General features: G+C 69.8%; 18 protein-coding genes, 1 tRNA gene and 2 pseudogenes. 5 read left to right on the top strand and 16 right to left on the bottom strand.

What is annotated here, in order from left to right; all coding sequences use genetic code 11:
- Positions 1 to 207, bottom strand: a pseudogene (locus EAO75_RS10880) (hypothetical protein); the annotation flags it as partial.
- Here EAO75_RS10880 and EAO75_RS10875 point away from each other — a divergent pair.
- From EAO75_RS10875 to EAO75_RS10865, 3 genes are all read left to right on the top strand, one after another.
- Positions 206 to 1,132, top strand: a complete 927-nt coding sequence (locus tag EAO75_RS10875; protein ID WP_147994854.1) for a metallophosphoesterase — start codon at positions 206 to 208, stop codon at positions 1,130 to 1,132. The pseudogene EAO75_RS10880 and the gene EAO75_RS10875 overlap by 2 nt on opposite strands.
- Before the next feature lie 131 nt (positions 1,133 to 1,263).
- Entirely contained in the window at positions 1,264 to 2,073 is an 810-nt protein-coding gene (locus EAO75_RS10870; protein ID WP_147994853.1) for a Pr6Pr family membrane protein, read from the top strand.
- A gap of 33 nt (positions 2,074 to 2,106) precedes the next feature.
- Positions 2,107 to 2,180 (top strand) — tRNA-Pro (locus EAO75_RS10865).
- A 119-nt stretch (positions 2,181 to 2,299) separates the two neighbouring features.
- Here EAO75_RS10865 and EAO75_RS10860 read toward each other — a convergent pair.
- From EAO75_RS10860 to EAO75_RS10795, 15 genes and pseudogenes are all read right to left on the bottom strand, one after another.
- Positions 2,300 to 3,808, bottom strand: a complete 1,509-nt coding sequence (locus EAO75_RS10860; RefSeq protein ID WP_147994852.1) for a LacI family DNA-binding transcriptional regulator — start codon at positions 3,806 to 3,808, stop codon at positions 2,300 to 2,302.
- A 58-nt stretch (positions 3,809 to 3,866) separates the two neighbouring features.
- Positions 3,867 to 4,205 carry a helix-turn-helix domain-containing protein gene (locus EAO75_RS10855; RefSeq protein ID WP_147994851.1) on the bottom strand — a complete coding sequence of 113 codons (339 nt, stop codon included), beginning with the start codon at positions 4,203 to 4,205 and terminating at the stop codon, positions 3,867 to 3,869.
- 440 nt (positions 4,206 to 4,645) lie between these two features.
- A complete protein-coding gene (locus EAO75_RS10850) occupies positions 4,646 to 6,124 on the bottom strand; it encodes an ATP-binding protein (protein WP_410092227.1) in 1,479 nt (492 codons plus the stop codon).
- A gap of 2 nt (positions 6,125 to 6,126) precedes the next feature.
- Positions 6,127 to 6,966 (bottom strand): bifunctional DNA primase/polymerase, encoded by an 840-nt coding sequence (locus EAO75_RS10845; protein WP_147994849.1) that lies wholly within the window; start codon positions 6,964 to 6,966, stop codon positions 6,127 to 6,129.
- The gene (locus EAO75_RS10840; RefSeq protein ID WP_147994848.1) at positions 6,963 to 8,096 is read right to left on the bottom strand and encodes a DNA cytosine methyltransferase; all 1,134 of its coding nucleotides are present in this window, start codon (positions 8,094 to 8,096) and stop codon (positions 6,963 to 6,965) included. The genes EAO75_RS10845 and EAO75_RS10840 overlap by 4 nt, the downstream gene beginning before the upstream one ends.
- A gap of 162 nt (positions 8,097 to 8,258) precedes the next feature.
- The gene (locus EAO75_RS45725) at positions 8,259 to 8,414 is read right to left on the bottom strand and encodes a hypothetical protein (RefSeq protein WP_187284386.1); all 156 of its coding nucleotides are present in this window, start codon (positions 8,412 to 8,414) and stop codon (positions 8,259 to 8,261) included.
- A 19-nt stretch (positions 8,415 to 8,433) separates the two neighbouring features.
- Complete coding sequence (locus tag EAO75_RS10835) at positions 8,434 to 8,883, bottom strand: hypothetical protein (RefSeq protein ID WP_147994847.1); 450 nt, start codon at positions 8,881 to 8,883, stop codon at positions 8,434 to 8,436.
- Between the two features lie 169 nt (positions 8,884 to 9,052).
- The gene (traB, locus tag EAO75_RS10830; protein ID WP_147994846.1) at positions 9,053 to 11,101 is read right to left on the bottom strand and encodes a plasmid transfer protein TraB; all 2,049 of its coding nucleotides are present in this window, start codon (positions 11,099 to 11,101) and stop codon (positions 9,053 to 9,055) included.
- A 12-nt stretch (positions 11,102 to 11,113) separates the two neighbouring features.
- Positions 11,114 to 11,710, bottom strand: coding sequence for a plasmid transfer protein TraA (traA, locus tag EAO75_RS10825; protein WP_147994845.1), 597 nt, complete (start codon positions 11,708 to 11,710; stop codon positions 11,114 to 11,116).
- A gap of 18 nt (positions 11,711 to 11,728) precedes the next feature.
- On the bottom strand, positions 11,729 to 12,229 hold the full coding sequence (locus EAO75_RS10820) for a hypothetical protein (protein WP_147994844.1): 501 nt from the start codon (positions 12,227 to 12,229) through the stop codon (positions 11,729 to 11,731).
- Positions 12,230 to 12,279: 50 nt separating this feature from the next.
- Positions 12,280 to 12,519, bottom strand: a complete 240-nt coding sequence (locus EAO75_RS10815; protein WP_147994843.1) for a hypothetical protein — start codon at positions 12,517 to 12,519, stop codon at positions 12,280 to 12,282.
- Between the two features lie 27 nt (positions 12,520 to 12,546).
- Positions 12,547 to 12,886 (bottom strand): annotated as a pseudogene (locus EAO75_RS10810) (RRQRL motif-containing zinc-binding protein).
- The gene (locus tag EAO75_RS10805) at positions 12,886 to 13,899 is read right to left on the bottom strand and encodes a DUF2637 domain-containing protein (protein WP_147994842.1); all 1,014 of its coding nucleotides are present in this window, start codon (positions 13,897 to 13,899) and stop codon (positions 12,886 to 12,888) included. Before EAO75_RS10805 ends, EAO75_RS10810 begins: the two are co-directional and overlap by 1 nt.
- Entirely contained in the window at positions 13,896 to 14,183 is a 288-nt protein-coding gene (locus EAO75_RS10800; protein WP_147994841.1) for a DUF6303 family protein, read from the bottom strand. The genes EAO75_RS10805 and EAO75_RS10800 overlap by 4 nt, the downstream gene beginning before the upstream one ends.
- On the bottom strand, positions 14,183 to 14,440 hold the full coding sequence (locus tag EAO75_RS10795; RefSeq protein WP_147994840.1) for a DUF6284 family protein: 258 nt from the start codon (positions 14,438 to 14,440) through the stop codon (positions 14,183 to 14,185). Before EAO75_RS10795 ends, EAO75_RS10800 begins: the two co-directional genes overlap by 1 nt.
- Positions 14,441 to 14,907: 467 nt before the next feature.
- On the opposite strand from EAO75_RS10795, the gene EAO75_RS10790 reads away from it, so the two are divergent.
- Both EAO75_RS10790 and EAO75_RS10785 read left to right on the top strand, forming a co-directional pair.
- A complete protein-coding gene (locus EAO75_RS10790) occupies positions 14,908 to 15,702 on the top strand; it encodes a GntR family transcriptional regulator (protein WP_147994839.1) in 795 nt (264 codons plus the stop codon).
- On the top strand, positions 15,699 to 16,373 hold the full coding sequence (locus EAO75_RS10785; RefSeq protein WP_147994838.1) for a YdcF family protein: 675 nt from the start codon (positions 15,699 to 15,701) through the stop codon (positions 16,371 to 16,373). Before EAO75_RS10790 ends, EAO75_RS10785 begins: the two co-directional genes overlap by 4 nt.
- Positions 16,374 to 16,531 lie beyond the last annotated feature (158 nt).

Here is a 16,531-nt window from a genome sequence, read left to right as displayed (position 1 = left end):
CGTGTTGATCACGAAGTCGGGGCGCAGGCCCGCCAGCGAGCGCAGCCAGCGCTGCTTCTTGCGCTGGCCGCCGACCATGTGGATGTCGGAGACCTGGAGCAGCCGCAGCGGGCGCATACCGGCGGGCAGGACGGGGATCGTCACCCGTCGCAGACGGAAGGAACGGGCCTCGAAAGTCTGACACGATGTCTGACACGATGGTCGTATGCGCGCGCGATACGGAGTACCCCTGGGAATCACGGCGGTTGGTGCCGCCGGTCTGCTGTACTCGGCGGGTTTCGAGGCCCGTTCCTTCCGTCTGCGACGGGTGACGATCCCCGTCCTGCCCGCCGGTATGCGCCCGCTGCGGCTGCTCCAGGTCTCCGACATCCACATGGTCGGCGGCCAGCGCAAGAAGCAGCGCTGGCTGCGCTCGCTGGCGGGCCTGCGCCCCGACTTCGTGATCAACACGGGCGACAACCTGTCGGACCCCGAGGGCGTGCCGGAGGTGCTGGACGCGCTGGGCCCGCTGATGGAGTTCCCGGGCGCGTACGTCTTCGGCTCGAACGACTACTACGGCCCCAAGCTGCGCAACCCCGCCCTCTACCTGCTGGAGAAGGCCCAGGGCCGGCACGGCCTGAACGGCAACGCGCCCGCCGTCGGAGTGATCCACAACCCCTGGCAGAACCTGCGCGACGGCTTCGACTCCGCGGGCTGGCTCAACCTGACGAACACGCGCGGGATGCTGAAGGTCGAGGGCATCTCGGTGGAGCTCACCGGCCTGGACGACCCGCACATCAAGAGGGACCGCTACGAGCAGGTGGCCGGCGGCCCGTCGGACGCCGCCGACTTCGCGATGGGCGTGGTCCACGCGCCGTACCTGCGCGTCCTGGACTCGTACGCGGCGGACGGCTACCCGCTGATCCTGGCCGGCCACACCCACGGCGGCCAGCTCCGCGTCCCCTTCTACGGCGCCCTGGTCACCAACTGCGACCTGGACACGGACCGGGCGAGGGGCCTGTCCACGCACACCGCACAGGACCGCATGTCCTACCTGCACGTCTCGGCAGGCTGCGGCGCCAACCGCTACACCCCGTTCCGCTTCGCTTGCCCGCCGGAGGCTACGTTGCTGACGTTGGTGGGGCGGGAGTGACGCCGTGAGGCTCACGCGGGAGAAGTAGGCCGGCCCGGGGCGACGCCACGCCCGGTCAATCCGCAGTGCCTCCCTAACTCGCACGGACCACTCATATCGCCCATTTCACCCACGCTGCTTAGCGTGAGGCCATGACCGCCCCGATACCCAGGGACATCCCGGACCTCCCCGCGATACCGGGCATGCCCGTGCTGATGCCGTCCCACGTCCCCGCCACGGCGGTGGTGGCCCCCGCACCCCGCCGCCTGGCCGCCGTGTTCCGCCTGCTGGTGGCCCTGTCCGCGGCCGCGGCGGTGACCGTCGAACTGACCCTCGGCAGCCCCCTGCGCACCCTGAGCCACTTCGCGATCCAGAGCAACGTCCTGCTGGCGCTCGTCTTCCTCTCCTCGGCCCGCCGCGCCTGGACCGCCCGCCCCCCGCTCCCCTCGTCCCTGACGGGCGGCACACTGCTCTACGCCCTGGTCACGGGCCTCGTCTACCACCTGCTCCTGGCCAACGAGTCGAGCCCCTTCGCCCTGCCCGGCGTCCTCACGGGCGAGGCCGCCGATCCGACGGGCTGGCACGCGATCACCCACCAGATCCTGCACACGGTGACACCGATCGCCGCCCTGCTGGACTGGCTGCTCCTCACGCCCCCGGGCGACCTGCACCTGCGCCAGGCGGCGACGTGGCTCCTCTACCCCCTCACCTACCTGGCCTTCACGCTCACCCGAGGCGAGCTCCTCGTCCCCGGCACGCCGGGGCGCTACCTCTACCCCTTCCTCGACGTGGCCCAGGACGGCTACAAGAGCGTCCTCGGCAACGCCCTCCTCCTCGGCCTCGCCATCTACGCCCTGGCCATCCTCCTCGTGGCCCTCGACCACGCCCGCCCGAACCCGATCCGCCACCGCGTCCACCACCGCGCGAAAACCGGATTTCGTCTCCAGCCACCGGTGGGCTAAAGTAAACGTCGTCGCCGCGACAAGCAGCGACATCGGGGTGTAGCGCAGCTTGGCAGCGCGCTTCGTTCGGGACGAAGAGGTCGTGGGTTCAAATCCCGCCACCCCGACAGAGAAACACCAGGTCAGGGCCGGTGCTGAGAGATCAGCACCGGCCCTGACCTGTTCTCCAGAGGCTCTCTGGAGAAATCCTGGAGAAGATCTTGGAAATCGTCTCCAGACCAGTGCCCTAGCCGCGAGCCCTCAGCAGCGCATCCAGAGCACCCACGGGCGAGCCGGGGCTCATCGCTCGGCGCGCGTCCAACGCCTCCTCCCACATCCCGGTGAGCGCAATCATCAGTGCCTGCCGCATCCTGGGCGTGATGTGGTCGTAGCGGGACTGCACCGAGCCGTCCTCGTGACCCATGCGTTCGTCCATCAGCTTCGGCGGGGTCCCCACTTCTCTCATCAGCGTCTTGTGCGTATGGCGCAGCCCGTGCGGCGTCAGCCCGGGAGCGATCGGCACCCAGCACGCCTCAGACCGCTTGGACGCCCCTCGCCCACGTGCCGGAATCCCGGGCCATGGCTCAGCGACCACCGGCACTGGGTGCTCTTCCTGATTGCCGCGTCCGGGGTACCGTCCCGTGGCGGCAGGTCGAAAGAGCCAGGTGGCGAAGCCCGAGCGTCGCCAGTGTGCGGCCAGCTCGCCCGCTCCCCCATTACGGACGTACCCGAGATCGGTGATGGCCTCCAGCACCTTCAGGCGAGTCGGCTCCGCCACAGCGTCAGGGCGGTTGAGGACGTTGGAGACCGTGCCCGTCGAGACGCCGGCGCGGCGAGCGACGTCGACCTGCTTTGCCCCCGGACGGCTCACAGAGCCATTGGCAGCGCCGTGACCACGGAAGACGTAGGCCAGTCCGTGGCACTCACAAGGCTTCGGTTTCGTCCGGGCGATGTGGCTCGCAACCAGTGCGGCGAGGAAATTCGGAGTGTCAATGTCCCGGTAGGAGTCGTCCTTGGGCGGGCAACGGTGCAGTTCGCCGGTATCCAGCTCGTAGAGCTGCCACTCAACGCGAATGCTCTTCGGCCGAACGAACTCGGTCTCAAGGCCAACGATCTCGCCCCAACGCATTCCTGTGTAGCCCTTGAGGACTCCACCAACGAACTCATCGTCTCGGCCGGACAGCAGCGCCATCCGCTCGGCGAGCAGCAGAATGCCGAGCGCCGTGGTGACCGCCTTCTCCGGGCCACGGTTGCGGGAACGGCCGGCGCGCTTCCCTCGTCCGCGTCGCTTGGTCGCTGGGTTGGAATCACGCAGACCCTCGTCAACAGCGTCGGCAAGGATCAGGTGCAGTGTCGCCCGCCATGTCTTGACGCTGGTAGCCGCGTAGGGAACGGCGCGTTCTCGCTTCTCCCAAGCGGCAATGTCGGTGCTCAGGATGTCGGCAATGGCGAAATCCTCGAACGCAGGGAGCAAGTGCTCTTCGATGTGCCGCCGGTAGTTCTGCATGGTGGACGCCGCCAAGTCCTGCGCGGCGTACCAGCGGTTCACGTAGGCGCCAAAAGTGACCCGCTCAGGAGGCGCCTTCTTCGTTCCGGCCAGCAGCTTCGCTTCTTCGGCATCCGCCGCCTTCTTTGCCGCTGCCTTGCTCCGGAAGCGGATGGCGTCACCATCCGCATCGCGCACAGTGGCGTACTTGCCGGGCGCGAGCTTGTACCGGCCGCGCCAGTAGCTGCCGAGGTTCTCGGCGTAACCCAACTTACTCTCCCTATCAGCGGGGTTGCCGCCCGGCTGGAGGGCCGGGCGGCACACGGAATCAGGCTGCGGTGGACCGCGATTGGCCGTGTCGCGCCCTGCGCGGGGTCCTTGCCTTCAGCGAGGTGACGGACGCCGCTGCGGTGGCCGCCCGGCGGCGCGGCGCTTGTGAGACTGGTACGGCAGCGCTGCTGCTTTCGGTGGGACGGCTCTCGAAGATGCGCGTTATCTCTGCAACGTGGTCAGCCGTGAACCGGTAGCTGCCTCCGGGCTTGGTGAAGGGAATGCGTCCCCTCCGGGCCTGTTCCTTCACCCACCACTCGGAGCAACGGAGAGCTTGGGCAACATCCGCAGCAGAGTAGAGCTGAGGCAAGTCAGTGATCTTCTGACGCACTTTCATGTCTCCTCTTGGGCTGGCTTCGGGGTTCCGACGCTTGGACCTGTCCGAAGTGGGGATTTCTGCGTCACCGCGTCACGTGCGTCAACCGGGGCTGTGACCTGCGGGTTTGCGTGACGCAGGGCGTCGGGGGTGCGTCACGCGTGACGCAGGCTGTCCGTCGCGGGTGACGCGGGTGACGCGGCGTGACGCAGATGGGGGCCGTCTGCGTCACGCCTGTATGCGCAGGTCAAGGGGCGGGTTTCATGATCGTGTGACGCTGTGACGCAGAGCTTCCTTACTTAGGAAAAGACGAGGGGGTCTGTTGGTGGTGTGGCGCGGCTCAGGACGAATGCGGAGCCGCGCAGCGGCACGTCTATGCGGCGGCAAGCCGCCGGAACAACAAGAGGAGCACCCGTTGCCGGGCGGGGGTGCTCCTCTTGCTTGTCCGCGCGCCGTGGCGGTCAGAGCGCCGCTTCTTGCTGGTAGGGGGCGAGCGGGGCGGCGCGGGTCATCTCGATGTAGCGGCCCTCTCGGGTGCGCCCCGAGTCGATGAGGACGCCGCGTGCGGCGAGGGTGGGTTGCAGCCGCTTGAGGCGGTCGGAGAGGACCTTGCCCGTGGTGGGCCATCCCTTGGGCAGGGGACGGCACTCCTCGCCGCTGTAGAGGGTGGTGAGGCAGTGCAGCCATTCCGAGGACGTCATGCGGACTTCCGCGCCCTCGTCGAGTTCGGCGGCGTGCTTGAGGACCGTCTGTGCGAGCAGGTCTCCTTCGATGACGTCGTCGTTGAGGTCGTCGAGGCTGGCCCGGTAGGCGGCCAGTGAGGCGAAGCCGGTGGCCGCGTCGAGCTGCGCGCACAGGTGGGCGAAGTCGGCCATGCGCAGGTCGGTGGGGGTGTCTGCCTGAGCGGCCCGCACCTTGACGGTCAGGTCGAGCAGGGAGCCGAGCACGACGGGGAGGATCTCTGCGTACTCCGCCCACAGCTCTGCCTCGGTGCGCCGCACCTTGGGCCGTACGAGGCGGAGCGGGAGGAGGCGTTCGGCGAGGTCGGGCCGGATGACGCCGACGTCGATACCGGTCAGCAGCATGGGGCGCCGGTAGCGGGAGCGGACGACGTCGCCGTCGGTGAACAGCGCGCGCTTGATGCTCTCGGCGCCGGTGACGATGCAGCACATGAGGTCGGACAGGTCCGGGGGCAGGTGGGAGAGGTTGTCCAGGGCCGTGACCCATCCGGCAGCAACGGCCGTGATCATGTTCTCCTCGTCCTTCGGGGCCCGGCGCAGGTCGCCGCTCATCCCCTCGATGACCCGCACGAGCATGCGGCCGCCGGTGGACTTGCCCGCGCCCTGGGGGCCGGTGAGGAAGGGGGCGGGGACGGGCACGGAGGGTTCCAGGCAGCCGATCAGCCAGGCCAGGGCCAGGGATTCGGTTTCGGCGCCGGCGAAGTTGCACAGGCCGAGCAGGAGGTCGATGCCCTTGCCGTTGGTGTCCTTGGCGGGCCGGGGGAGTTCGCCGGTGAGCTGGGTGCGCCTCCAGCAGACTTCCTGCGGGTCGGGGGTGCGGATGTCCCATCCGGTGGGGTGGATGCGGACAGACTGGCCGTCGGTGCGGCCCAGGTCGAGCCAGGTCGCACCGTCGAACCCAGGCGCCACACGGATGTGGGTGGGCTGTACGTCCTCGGTCAGCGCGAGTGCTTCGATCAAGTCGAGTGCCTCCTTGAGCGCGGTGCCGTTGAACACGCCGACCCCGTCCTTGAACAGGCCGACCATGAGTTCCTGCCGATGGCTGCCGGTGGTGCCCTGGGAGCGGATCGGGCGTGCGACGGGGTGGCCGTTGCGCTGGGCGTAGACGGTGCCGTCGATGGTGCGGAAGTAGCGGAAGTGCGCTTGCGCGTAGTCGGTGATGACCTTGCGGGCGGGAGTCTTCTCGTCGTCGTCGGACACGGTCACATCCCCAGTGCGGTGCGTGCGTTGGTCCACGCGTCGGTGCAGTGCCGGGGTGATTCGCCCTTGGCCTGAGCCGCGGTGAACAGGCGGGCGATGTGGTCCTCGGTGAGGCAGCCGCACCGGCCGTGCGTGGAGAGCACGGCCAGGAACGTGCGGTACACGGCCGTGTGCACGCCGCTGGACGTCTGGGTGATGCGCTGTACGGCCATGGCGATCCCGCGTTCGAGGTAGGCGGGTGTGCGGTGGCGGCATTCCCCGCCCCTGGCCGGCGCGGGCGCCGTGGCGGTCGGAAGCGCGGGCCCGACCGGGGCGGGCTTGCTCGCGGCCAGCGCGCGCACGGCATCCGGCAGGTCGGCCATCGTGCCGGTGCCGAACCCGAGCCAGCGGGCGTAGGCCATCGTCGACTTGATGTCCACGCCGGGCCGGACCGCGTTGGCAGACTGCATCCGGCCGAAGTAGATCCAGTGCTCGCCCCGGGTGGTGGGCACGACCTGCGTGGCGGGCAGGTTCTCGCGGGCCCATGCGATCGCGTCGGCGTTGTCCAGGTCCACGACGGTCAGCCCCGCCCCGCCCGGGTGGTAGGCGACCGCCTCGGCTCGCAGCCAGGCGCGGCGCCAGGGCCCGGAGGTGATGACGTCCGGATCGGTGGTCGCGGCCGCCCACGCGTGGCACGGGCCGGGGCAGACGCAGGGCCCCGGGGTCTTCATGTTGGGGCGGCCGCCGCAAGCGTTGTCGGCGCAGCGGCGGCAGTTGCCGAACGGGACCTTGCCCGCCCGCAGGGGCAGGGGCGGAAGGCCGGAGGCAGCCAGGTCGAGCGCGGTGCGCAGGTGTTCACTCATGCTGCCGCCCCCAAGGTGGACCGGACCGGGATGCCAGTGGGCACGGAGACGACGTGTGCGGCGAGCAGCGGCGGCACGGCGTTGCCGACCTGCTCGAACTGCTTGGTCTTGGTGCCTTGGAACGGGTAGTCGGGCCGGAACGACTGGAGGACGGCGGCCTCGGCGACGGTGATGCGGACGGTGTCCGGCTCGTCCTGGGCGCTGCTGCGCAGCACCCACTGGCTACCGGACTTGGCGGTGAAGGTGGGCGCGGGGGCGGCGTAGGGGTCGGCGGTCTGCCGGCTGCCGTCGGGCTGCTGGTTGCGGTTGGTGTGGAGGACCCAGGCGCCGCGCCGCTGGGCGGCGAGCAGGGCGGCGCGGGCCTGGGAGGGGAACGGTTCGGGGCCGCCGGTCTTGCCGCCGCCGGCGGTGACGGTGGGTGCGGGGCGGTCCGTGGCGCCCCAGCCGAGTGCCTCTGCCATCGTGATCCAGCGGGGCAGGTCGTCGCCGAACAGGCCGGCGGTTTCATGCTCGTTGTGCGTCGGCGCTGGCGCGGTGACCGGCCGGGCGCGGGAGGCGATGAGGATCGCGCGGCGCCGGCTCTGGGGGACGCCGTAGTCGGCGGCGTTCACCACGCCCGCCCATACGCTGTAGCCCCATTCCCGCAGCACGGCAGCGATCTGCCGGAACAGCGGGAGGACGTCGGGGACTTCCTCCAGGCACACCCACTCAGGGCGCAGGTCGTACAGCCAGCGCATCGGCTCTGCGGCAAGCAGGGACCGCTCGTCCTTGCACTGGGCGAGGAGTTCGGTACGGGTGTCGCGGCCATGGGCCAGGTCGTGAACGGCCTGGTGCACGAGCACCTGATCGGTGAATCCGCCGCGCTTCCCGGCACGGGACCAGGCCTGGCACGGCGGTGACGCAATGAGCCCGGTGACGCATTCGAACAGGTCGGTCGGGCAGGCGGCTACGTCGGTCTGGATGGTCGCGTGGCCCGCGGCGTGTGCGGTCTGGCATGCCGCGGTGTCCCACTCAAGGCCGGTGTCGGCCAGGGCGAGCATGCGCAGGCCCTCTGCCCAGCCGCCAGGTCCGCGGAACAGTTCAACGATGCTGTCGGCGAGCACAGGGCTACCTGCTCCGGTCGCGCTCATGACCGACGCATCCGCGACCCTGAGGGGCCGGGATACAACCGGTGCTCGCCGGATGTCGGTGGGTTGGGTCATGCTGGAGGTCTCCAGTTCCTTGATGGGTGACTGGCTGGACAAGGGCGGCCCGGTCTTTGGCGAGAGGGGGCCGCCTTTGGCGTTGCTTGGTCAGTCGTCGCAGTCGCAGTTCTCGGGGTCCTGCTGGCAGTAGGGGCATCGGGGGCAGTCGCACCCGCAGGCGTGCAGAGCGCCGATGCAGTAACAGATGCAGTGCCCTTCCCCGCAGGCGAAGTCCTCGTTGTCCTCGCTGGCGATGTCGTCCATGCGGAGTTCCTCTCGCTGGTCAGCCGTTGAAGTGGTTGCGCTTGAAGATCGCTTTGCGGATGTGGAAGGTGTTGCCGCTCTTGCCGTCGCCGGTGGGCTTGAAGATCTGCACGGCAACGAACCCGCCGAAGCAAACGGCGGCGAGCGTGATGAGCTGAGTGATCAGCGCCGTGAGGGCGGTGATGAACGTGGTGAGCAGCAGCAGTCCGCCGCACACGGCGAGGAAGCCGACACCTCCGAGGGCGACGTTCACGGCCGCGCGGGAGACAGGCGGCTTGACCGCGACTGGTTCGGGCTTGGCAGGCTCGATGGCGTAGCCGGTGACGACTCGTCCGTCCGGCAGGACCACGCTCGTCACTGCCGGAACCGCGCCCGGCTGGACGGGTACGAGCGGCGCGGCGGGCGAGTGCACGGTGACGGGTTGGGGGTGGTGGACTTCGACGGCCATGGGTCGCTCGGGGTGGACCATGAGGGCTCCCTCGGGTGAGCCGCGCGGGCCCGCGCCAGGGTGTGACGCGGGCCCGTGTGGGTGGGTGTCAGGCAGGTGTGAGGGGGTGTTACGCGTCGGGTGTTAGGGCGCGTAACACTGCGTCTGCCTAGGGTTTTGGGTGTTAGGCGGCGTAACACCGTTAGGGGTGTTACGCCGCCGCGAGGGCGGGGACGATGCGCCACCGGCCGGTGGTGTTCGTCGCCTCCAGTCGGCCCTCCAGGGCGGCGTCCTTCAGCCGCAGCGACACCCAGGAGCGGGAGAGGTGGTGCCGGTCGCACCAGTCGGTGAAGTCCTTCGGACCGACGATCATCTGACCGTCGTTCTCGAACTCCTCCAGCGCCTGGGCGAACAGCTCCCGCGCCTCCTCAGGGGAGGGCTTGTGTCCGCTCTCCTGCCCGAACAGCGGGACGTCGTCGCCCTCCTCCGACTCCGGCAGTTCGGCGTCGGGGTCGATGTCCGCGTCCTCCGGGGCGACCAGCGGCCCGCCGTCCATGTCGTCCTCCCCGTTCACGAGCGTGAGCTGAGACCTGCCCGTGTCGCCCGCGCCCCTCCGGCCGGTGTAGGCGCGTCCCGCGATGGACGAGACCGCGCCCGCGGTGACGGGGTCGGCTGCTGCGCCGTTGCTCTGCGCCCACGCGGCGAGGGCTTCCATGACGTTGACGGCCCGCTGGGTGAAGCGGCGGGTGCGGGCCGGGGAGGGGTAGCGGTCCTCGGGGATGCCGGGGCTGACGACGTAGCAGTAGCCGGGCCGCCGGTTGCCCCACGCGCCCGGGTGCGCGCCAGCGGCCAGTACCTCGTCCGGCAGGGAGAACCCCTCGTCGCGTGCGTCGCAGCCGAGCGCGATCACGGACGGGAGGGAAGCGCGGGTGGAGGTGGACATCTGGTCGTACGACGGGCGCTGGAGCGAGACGATCAGGGAGATCCCGGCGGAGCGGGCCTCTTGAGCGATACCGGTGAACGCGTCGTCGCCCAGCGCGCGCAGCGTGTTGGCGGCCTCCTCGAACCAGGCCACCATGAACGGCATCCCCTCACAGCCGCACGCCCGGCCGCCCGCACGGCAGGTGTGCTCGGGGTCGTTCTGCTGCTGCGCTGCTGCGGGGGTCCACTGGCGGTAGCCGTGTGCCCCGAGCCAGCGGGTTCGGGCGGGGATGGCGGCGTTGACGGCCTCCACCATGACTTCGGTGTCCGTGCCGCCCTCGACACCCCAGTCCAGGCCGGGGCGCAGCGGCGCGAAGTCCTGGAACGCCTTGGGGTCGGAGAACATCACGATGACGTCCCGGCGGGAGAGGATCTCCGTCAGGAGGTTCAGCGCGGTGTCGCCCTTGCCGGAACCGGTCCCGCCCGCGATCAGCAGGTGGGTGGAGTTGCGGCCGGCGTCCGGGTCTCCCGGCAGCCAGATCACCAGCGGTGCACCGTCGTCGTAGCGGCCCAGATCGAGCGGTTCGGCGATCGAACCACCCAGGTTCGAGGGACCCTCCCACTCCACCACCTCGGACAGCATGTCCTCGGGCACGATCACCAGCTCACCGCGCCGCGCGGAGCCTGCGTCCGGGGTGTAGCGCACGGCGGACGTCGGCAGGTCCAGCGCGGACGCGATACGCGCCAGAGCCTTGGTGACGTCCTCGTTGGTCTGCTCACCGGCCTCCAGCGCGACCGGCGCGGTGACCCGGTTCGGCTCCACCTTCGCCGCGCCGATCTGTGCCCGCGCCAGCCCGACCTTGGCCAACAGACCCTTGTCGCTGTTCTCGCCGGGCGCGTCCGAGGTGCGGAGCATCATGCGGACGTTCCACGACAGGGCGATGGTGGCGCCGCCCATCAGGTACAGGTCGGGGAGCGGCCCGGCCAGCGGTCCGGCCAGTGATGCGGCGGTGAACCAGGCGGTGCCGGCCGCCACGGTGATGGCGGAGTGCAGGCGACGCTGTGCGCTCGTGGACCGGCCCGCCCACCAGGTCGCGGCCGTCAGGGCGACGGACGACAGGGTGAGCCCCACGGCCGCCCCGGCCGAGCCTGCCCACATGAGGCTGGCGCCCCCGCCTGCCAGGCCGAGCCCGCCCACGGCGAGCCACGGCGGAAGGTGCGGCTTGGCCCGGTTCAGCAGGTACGCCCGCACCGTGCCTCCGCTGGATTGAGCCTCGTGCACTGCGTCGACCCGAAGGGGGTAGGTCCGGCCGTCCTGGTCGGTCCACTTGTGCCCCATGGTCGTACCTCCTTACTGCTGGGCCCAGTCGATGACCGGCTGCTGCGGCTTGCGGGCACGGTGGCGGACGCGGTTGATCTCTTCCTCGAACTCCTGCTGGAAGGTCGAGTAGCAGGCAGCGGCCTTCTTCGCCGCGTCCCGCAGGTCGTTGGCGGCGCCCTGCATCTTGCGGGCCACCTTCGCGGCGCGGATGCGGGAGCCGAACGCGCGCCCGTCGGGGTCCGGCACGGCCGCCAGCACGCCCTTGAGGATCTCGGCAGCCATGGCTACCTCGATCGACAGCGTCACACCGGCCGCGCGCAGGGTGTTGCAGTAGTTCCGTACCTGCGCCGGGGAGGTGAACTCCGGGGACGGCAGCAGGGATTGGGCGTGCGATCCGCCCCCGCCCCCGCGGGCGACGTTCTTGTTGTTGTTCACGGTGACGTTGATCGGCGGGACGATCGAGCCGCCCAGCGCGCCGACGAACCCGCCAGCCGCGGCGCCCGCGTTGGCGAACTTGTCCGGCTTGTCGCTGGTTCCTGTGGTTGCGTCGACCCTCGGCCTGCCCGCCTGCTGAGCCTGCCGGTAGCGCCGGTTGGCGGCCCGGTTGGCCGATCCGTTGTCTGCCATCTGGCGATCTCCTTGAGGTCAGTGGGTGCGGCGGACGATGAACCAGGCGGCCTGAGCGGCGATCAGACCGAGCAGCCAGACCAGCTCAAGAGGACCGGTCAGCGGGCCGAACCCGGCGGCCAGCGCCAGCCAGGCCAGCCCGGTTGAGGCGAGGACGGCCAGGCCGATACGCCAGGCCAGGACGGATCCGGTGCCGGGACGGCGGCGCTGCATGACCGCCAGCCACACCAGCGGACCGGCCGCGAGAGGGGCGAGCAGCAGACCGGACCACCAGGCCATCGCGTGCAGCAGGCCGGCCACCGCCAGCGCCACCCGGGCGAGGCCGGTCGGGGCGAGCGCGCGGCGGTGATCCCACAGGATCAGTGCGAGACCGGTGAGCGCCTGGCGGGTCAGGGAGGGGCGTTCGGGCACCACGACCACGAACGGGTCACCGCCACGGCGGCCACGCTGGCGCGGGATGCGGACGGTGTGGACGCTCGCGCCGGACTTCGCGGCGCGGGTGCGGGTACGGCTGGACACAGCGGTACTCCCGGGTGAGAGAGGGGAAGCGGCGGAGGTGGTGGGGGTGTTCACGCGGTCGGGCGGGGCAGCGCGCGGCACTTCTCGGCGTGCTGCTGCGCCCAGTGCTTGACGGCGCTCGTCTCGTACGCCCACTTGCTGAAGCGGATACCGCAGCCCAGGCAGGTGGCGGTGGACTTCTCGGGGCCCTTGGCGACGTCCACCGTCAGCTCCGGGTCGTGCAGCAGCTCGGCAGCGTGGGTGAGGTAGCGGGCGATGACGTCCTCGGGCCAGGCAGTCGTGGCACGCATGTGGTGTGTCTCCTGGAAGTTGAAGGGTCAGGCGGCGCGCTGTTCGTCGTCGGGGTACGCGCACGGCACGCACACCCCCAGCTCGGCGGGGAGGACGTAACCGGCATCCGCCCGGCACTGCGGGCAGGTACGGCGGGCGGCGTTGGCCTTGCCGAGCGCCGCCCACTTCGCCGGCGTCATGGGGCACGGGCTTCGCGGCGTCGACGCGGTAGAGGTAGGCGACCAGCGGCGGACGGCGACGGCGGGGGCGTTCGATCTGTGCCATCACGTCCTGACCACCGGGCCGCAGCCCCTTCGCGCGGAGCTGGCGGCGGGTGGCCAGCCCGTCCGGCGCCAGACGCCAGACGTACATCGGAATGGCAGTCATCAGCGGCCCGCGATGGCCAGCTCAGCGCCACCACCACCGGCACCGGCACCGGCACCGGGGTCACGGTGTTCGGCGTAGCGGGTGGAGACCCAGCCGACCGACCAGCCGCACAGTTCCGCGGCGGCTCGCACCGGCAACGCGGCCTCGAACGCCGCCCTCACGAGACTGCGGGCCCGGTCCTCGGGGAATTTCTCTGTGGCCGGTCCGAGGGCCAGCAGTGCGGCGCGTTCACGCTCGGCCAGCTCCTCGCGCTCAGCGTGTTCACGGCGTTCACGCTCGGCCAGCTCGGCACGCTCACGCTCGCGGTGCTCAGCCTCCGCGCGTTCACGGCGTTCACGCTCGGCCCGCTGCTGTTCACGCTCGCGCTCAGCGCGTTCACGAGCCGCGCGCTCGGCAGCTTGCTGCTCGCGTTCCTCCCGGCGGGCCCGTTCCTCCCGCTCGGCTAGCTCGCGGGCGAGAGCGGCTTCGTGTTCACGCTGTTCACGGGCCAGCATCGCGGCGTGCTCGCGCTCCTCACGGGCCAGCCGCACAGCGGCCTCATGCTCCTCCCGCACGGCTTGCCGGCGTGCTTCCCGCTCGGCCTGCTGCCGCTCTTCCAGAGCGGTGACAGCCGCCGCGATCGCACGCCGGTAGGCAAGACCGGTCTCTGCCGTGACGATCAGCAGCATCGGGGCGACCGCATGCACGGCCACGCCCACCAGGTCGTTCTTCAGTGCGGAGTCGGCGACGTTCAGGGCGAGGGTCATGCAGCCGGTCATCCAGCGCAGGACCACCGGCCACCTGCCGCCGTGGCCCCCGAGACGGGCCAGCACCGCATCGAGACGGACCACGATGACCACGGCCGCGTCCACCACGAGCGGGAGGATCGGGGCCGTCCAGTCCCACTTGTCGGGGGTGTGGGCGGCGGCGAGCGGCGTGACGGTGAGGATCGAATACAGCATCGCGCCCGCCACGATCAGCCACGTACCGGCTGACAACGCACGCTCGGCTGAACGGATCTGAACAGCGTTCACGCTCCCCACCCCTCCCGTGAACGCACCTGCATGGTGGCGATCAGCACGACCGGCGAGGCGGGGTCACCGTAGGTCTCGCTGTCCTCGGTCCACGCCCACTCAGCGCCCGGAACCGGCTCGAAGCCGAGCACGCTGAGCGCCTCCGTACGCTCCGTGAACGTCGGCACCGGAACGGCCCGGTCAAAGCCGAACTCCGGCCACACGTCGGTGGTGTTCAGCAGCACCATGTACAGGCGCCACCGCCCCTTGAACACGGACATCTGCGCCGTGAACGTCTGCTCCATCAGGCCACCACGCCGGAGTCGATGGAGTTGACCAGGTCCACCCGCGCGGCCAGCGCCCGGCGCCGGGCCCGGCGGATGCGCCGCTCGTCCAGCTCGGTCGGCGTGCGGTCGAGGGTGGCGATGTGCGCGTCGAGCAGGTCGACGTCGGCGAGGATGACGGGCATCTCGCGGTCGATGGCGTCCAGCTCCGCTTCCGTCGGCTCGTTCCAGTCGGCGAACGCGGTAACAGCATCCTGAACAGTGACGATGTCGCTCATTGGGTCGTGTTCCTCTCACAGTGGAACGGCCCGAACAGCGGCTCCCGGGTGGCACCCCGGGAGCCGCGCGCCGTTGAAGTCGGTAGATCCGGCTCCCCTCAGCGCTGCTCGTACGAGACGAGCAGCGGAGGCAACCGGCCGCAGCGCTCAGCGCCGCGGAGGGGTTGGCGACGTGCAGGTGCGCGGCCTTGCATCCGCGCGGCCGTCACTTCGGGGGAGACGGCTCAGAAACCCACGTATTCGCGATGTCAAGGAACACCCAGCTCGGGGCTCGCGGCGTGCGACCGAAGCCGCCTTCCTGCTAAGCAATCCCGAACCGGCACGGCCTGAAGGCAGCCCAAAGAAGGCCCCTTCCGGCCCGCTGTCCTAGGACTGCGAGCCGCCCGAGAAGAAGATGGCACGCAGTCCTAGGACTGTCAACAGTCCTAGGACTGTGCTTCACTAGTTCGCGTCGAGAGGAGTTCTGCGTGGCACCGAAGTGGCGCGACCTGGCGGACAGGCTCGCGGAGCAGATCAGGAGCGGTGAGTACGCCCCGGGCGCCCAGTTGCCCCAGATCAGAGACCTAGTCGAGGCAGGGGAAGGCTCAAAGGAGACCGTCCACAAGGCATTCAAGGCCCTGGAGGCTGAAGGCCTTGTGACGTCGACGCGCGGACACGGCACCGTGGTGCGTCCGCGCGCTCCGCTCAAGCGGCTCGGCATCTCCCGTTACGACAAGGCGAAGTGGCGCGACGGGGACGAAGTTGCGTTCATAGCTGACCGCGTCGCCTCGGGCCGCGCATACAAGCGCAACGAGCAGACGCAGACCGTGAGCCGCGTCCAGGCGGACAGCCTTGTGGCGGAGAGGCTTGGCGTCCCAGTTGGCTCCGAGGTGTACGCACGCGCCCGCCTCGTGAAGGAGGGGACGCAGCCGACTCACACCCTGACCAGCTACTACAGGCCGGAGCACGTTGAGGGGACGCGCATCGTCGACCCGACCCCGGGTCCCGCTGGCCGCGGTGGCGGATACCGGGTCCTCTACGACGCCGGGTACGAGATCGACCACATGAGAGAGGCCCTGTTCGCCCGCATTCCGACTGCGGATGAGGTGCAGCTCCTACAGCTCCCCCTCGGTGAGCCCGTAGTCGAGCTGCACCGGACCACGTTCACGGCCGATGGCACGGTGGTTGAGTTCGCGGTGGGCATCCACTCGGCTTCACGCTTTGCGTGGGAGTACGACTTCAAGGTTCCGGACTCGGCACAGGACAAGAAGGGGCAGAAATGATCTCGGCGCAGGCATGGGCGGATGCACGGCTTCTGTGGGACTACCACCGCATGCACCACACCCCGCAGCCCTGCTCGGTGGCCGTCGGTCTGGGCAGCCACGACCTCGGCGTGGCTGACGTGACCTCGGAGCTGTATCACCAGGGCATGGCGCCAGTCATCGTGTTCACCGGGGCCACCAGCCCTACGYCCCGAGCACGCATGCCACGCGGGGAGGCTGTCCACTACCGCGAGCGGGCACTGCAGCTTGGCGTTCCCGACTCCGCCGTCCTGCTGGAGCCGCGCGCAACGAACACAGGCGAGAACATCGAGTTCACGAAGGCGGTGCTGGCAGAGGCCGATATCGCCGTCACATCCGTCCTGCTCGTGAGCAAGCCGTATGAGGAACGGCGTTCGTACGGCATGATGCGAAAGCTCTGGCCGGAGGTCAAAGTGGTGTGCGCGTCCACGCCGATGGGCTTGGAGGAGTACGCCGACTCAATCGGGGATGCCCGAATGGTGATTGACATGATCGTGGGCGCGCTTCAGCGTGTGCTCGTGTTCCCCGGCTGGGATCTAGCGATCGAACAGGATGTCCCTGATGCCGTCATGGCTGCCTACGAACGGCTGTGCCTGGACGGATTCACCAGTCGGCTCCTGCCGGCCGATGTTGCCGCCCGACCTGGCGTTTGAACATTGCCCGGGTGGCGGTCAGGATGCCGCAAGCGTCGGCTAAGGATCCGGCCGTGGCAGACATCCCCGACGAATTGATCAAGCTGGAACGTTCCGCCGTGGAAGCGCACGTGAAGCAAGACCATTTGCGCACGTCGACGGCAACCCAGACGCTACCC

The organism is Streptomyces sp. UW30, assembly GCF_008042075.1.
In the GTDB taxonomy this organism is placed as follows: Bacteria; Actinomycetota; Actinomycetes; order Streptomycetales; family Streptomycetaceae; genus Streptomyces.
Note: the sequence above shows the minus strand (reverse complement) of the source record. Positions and strands in the feature narration are given on the sequence as shown.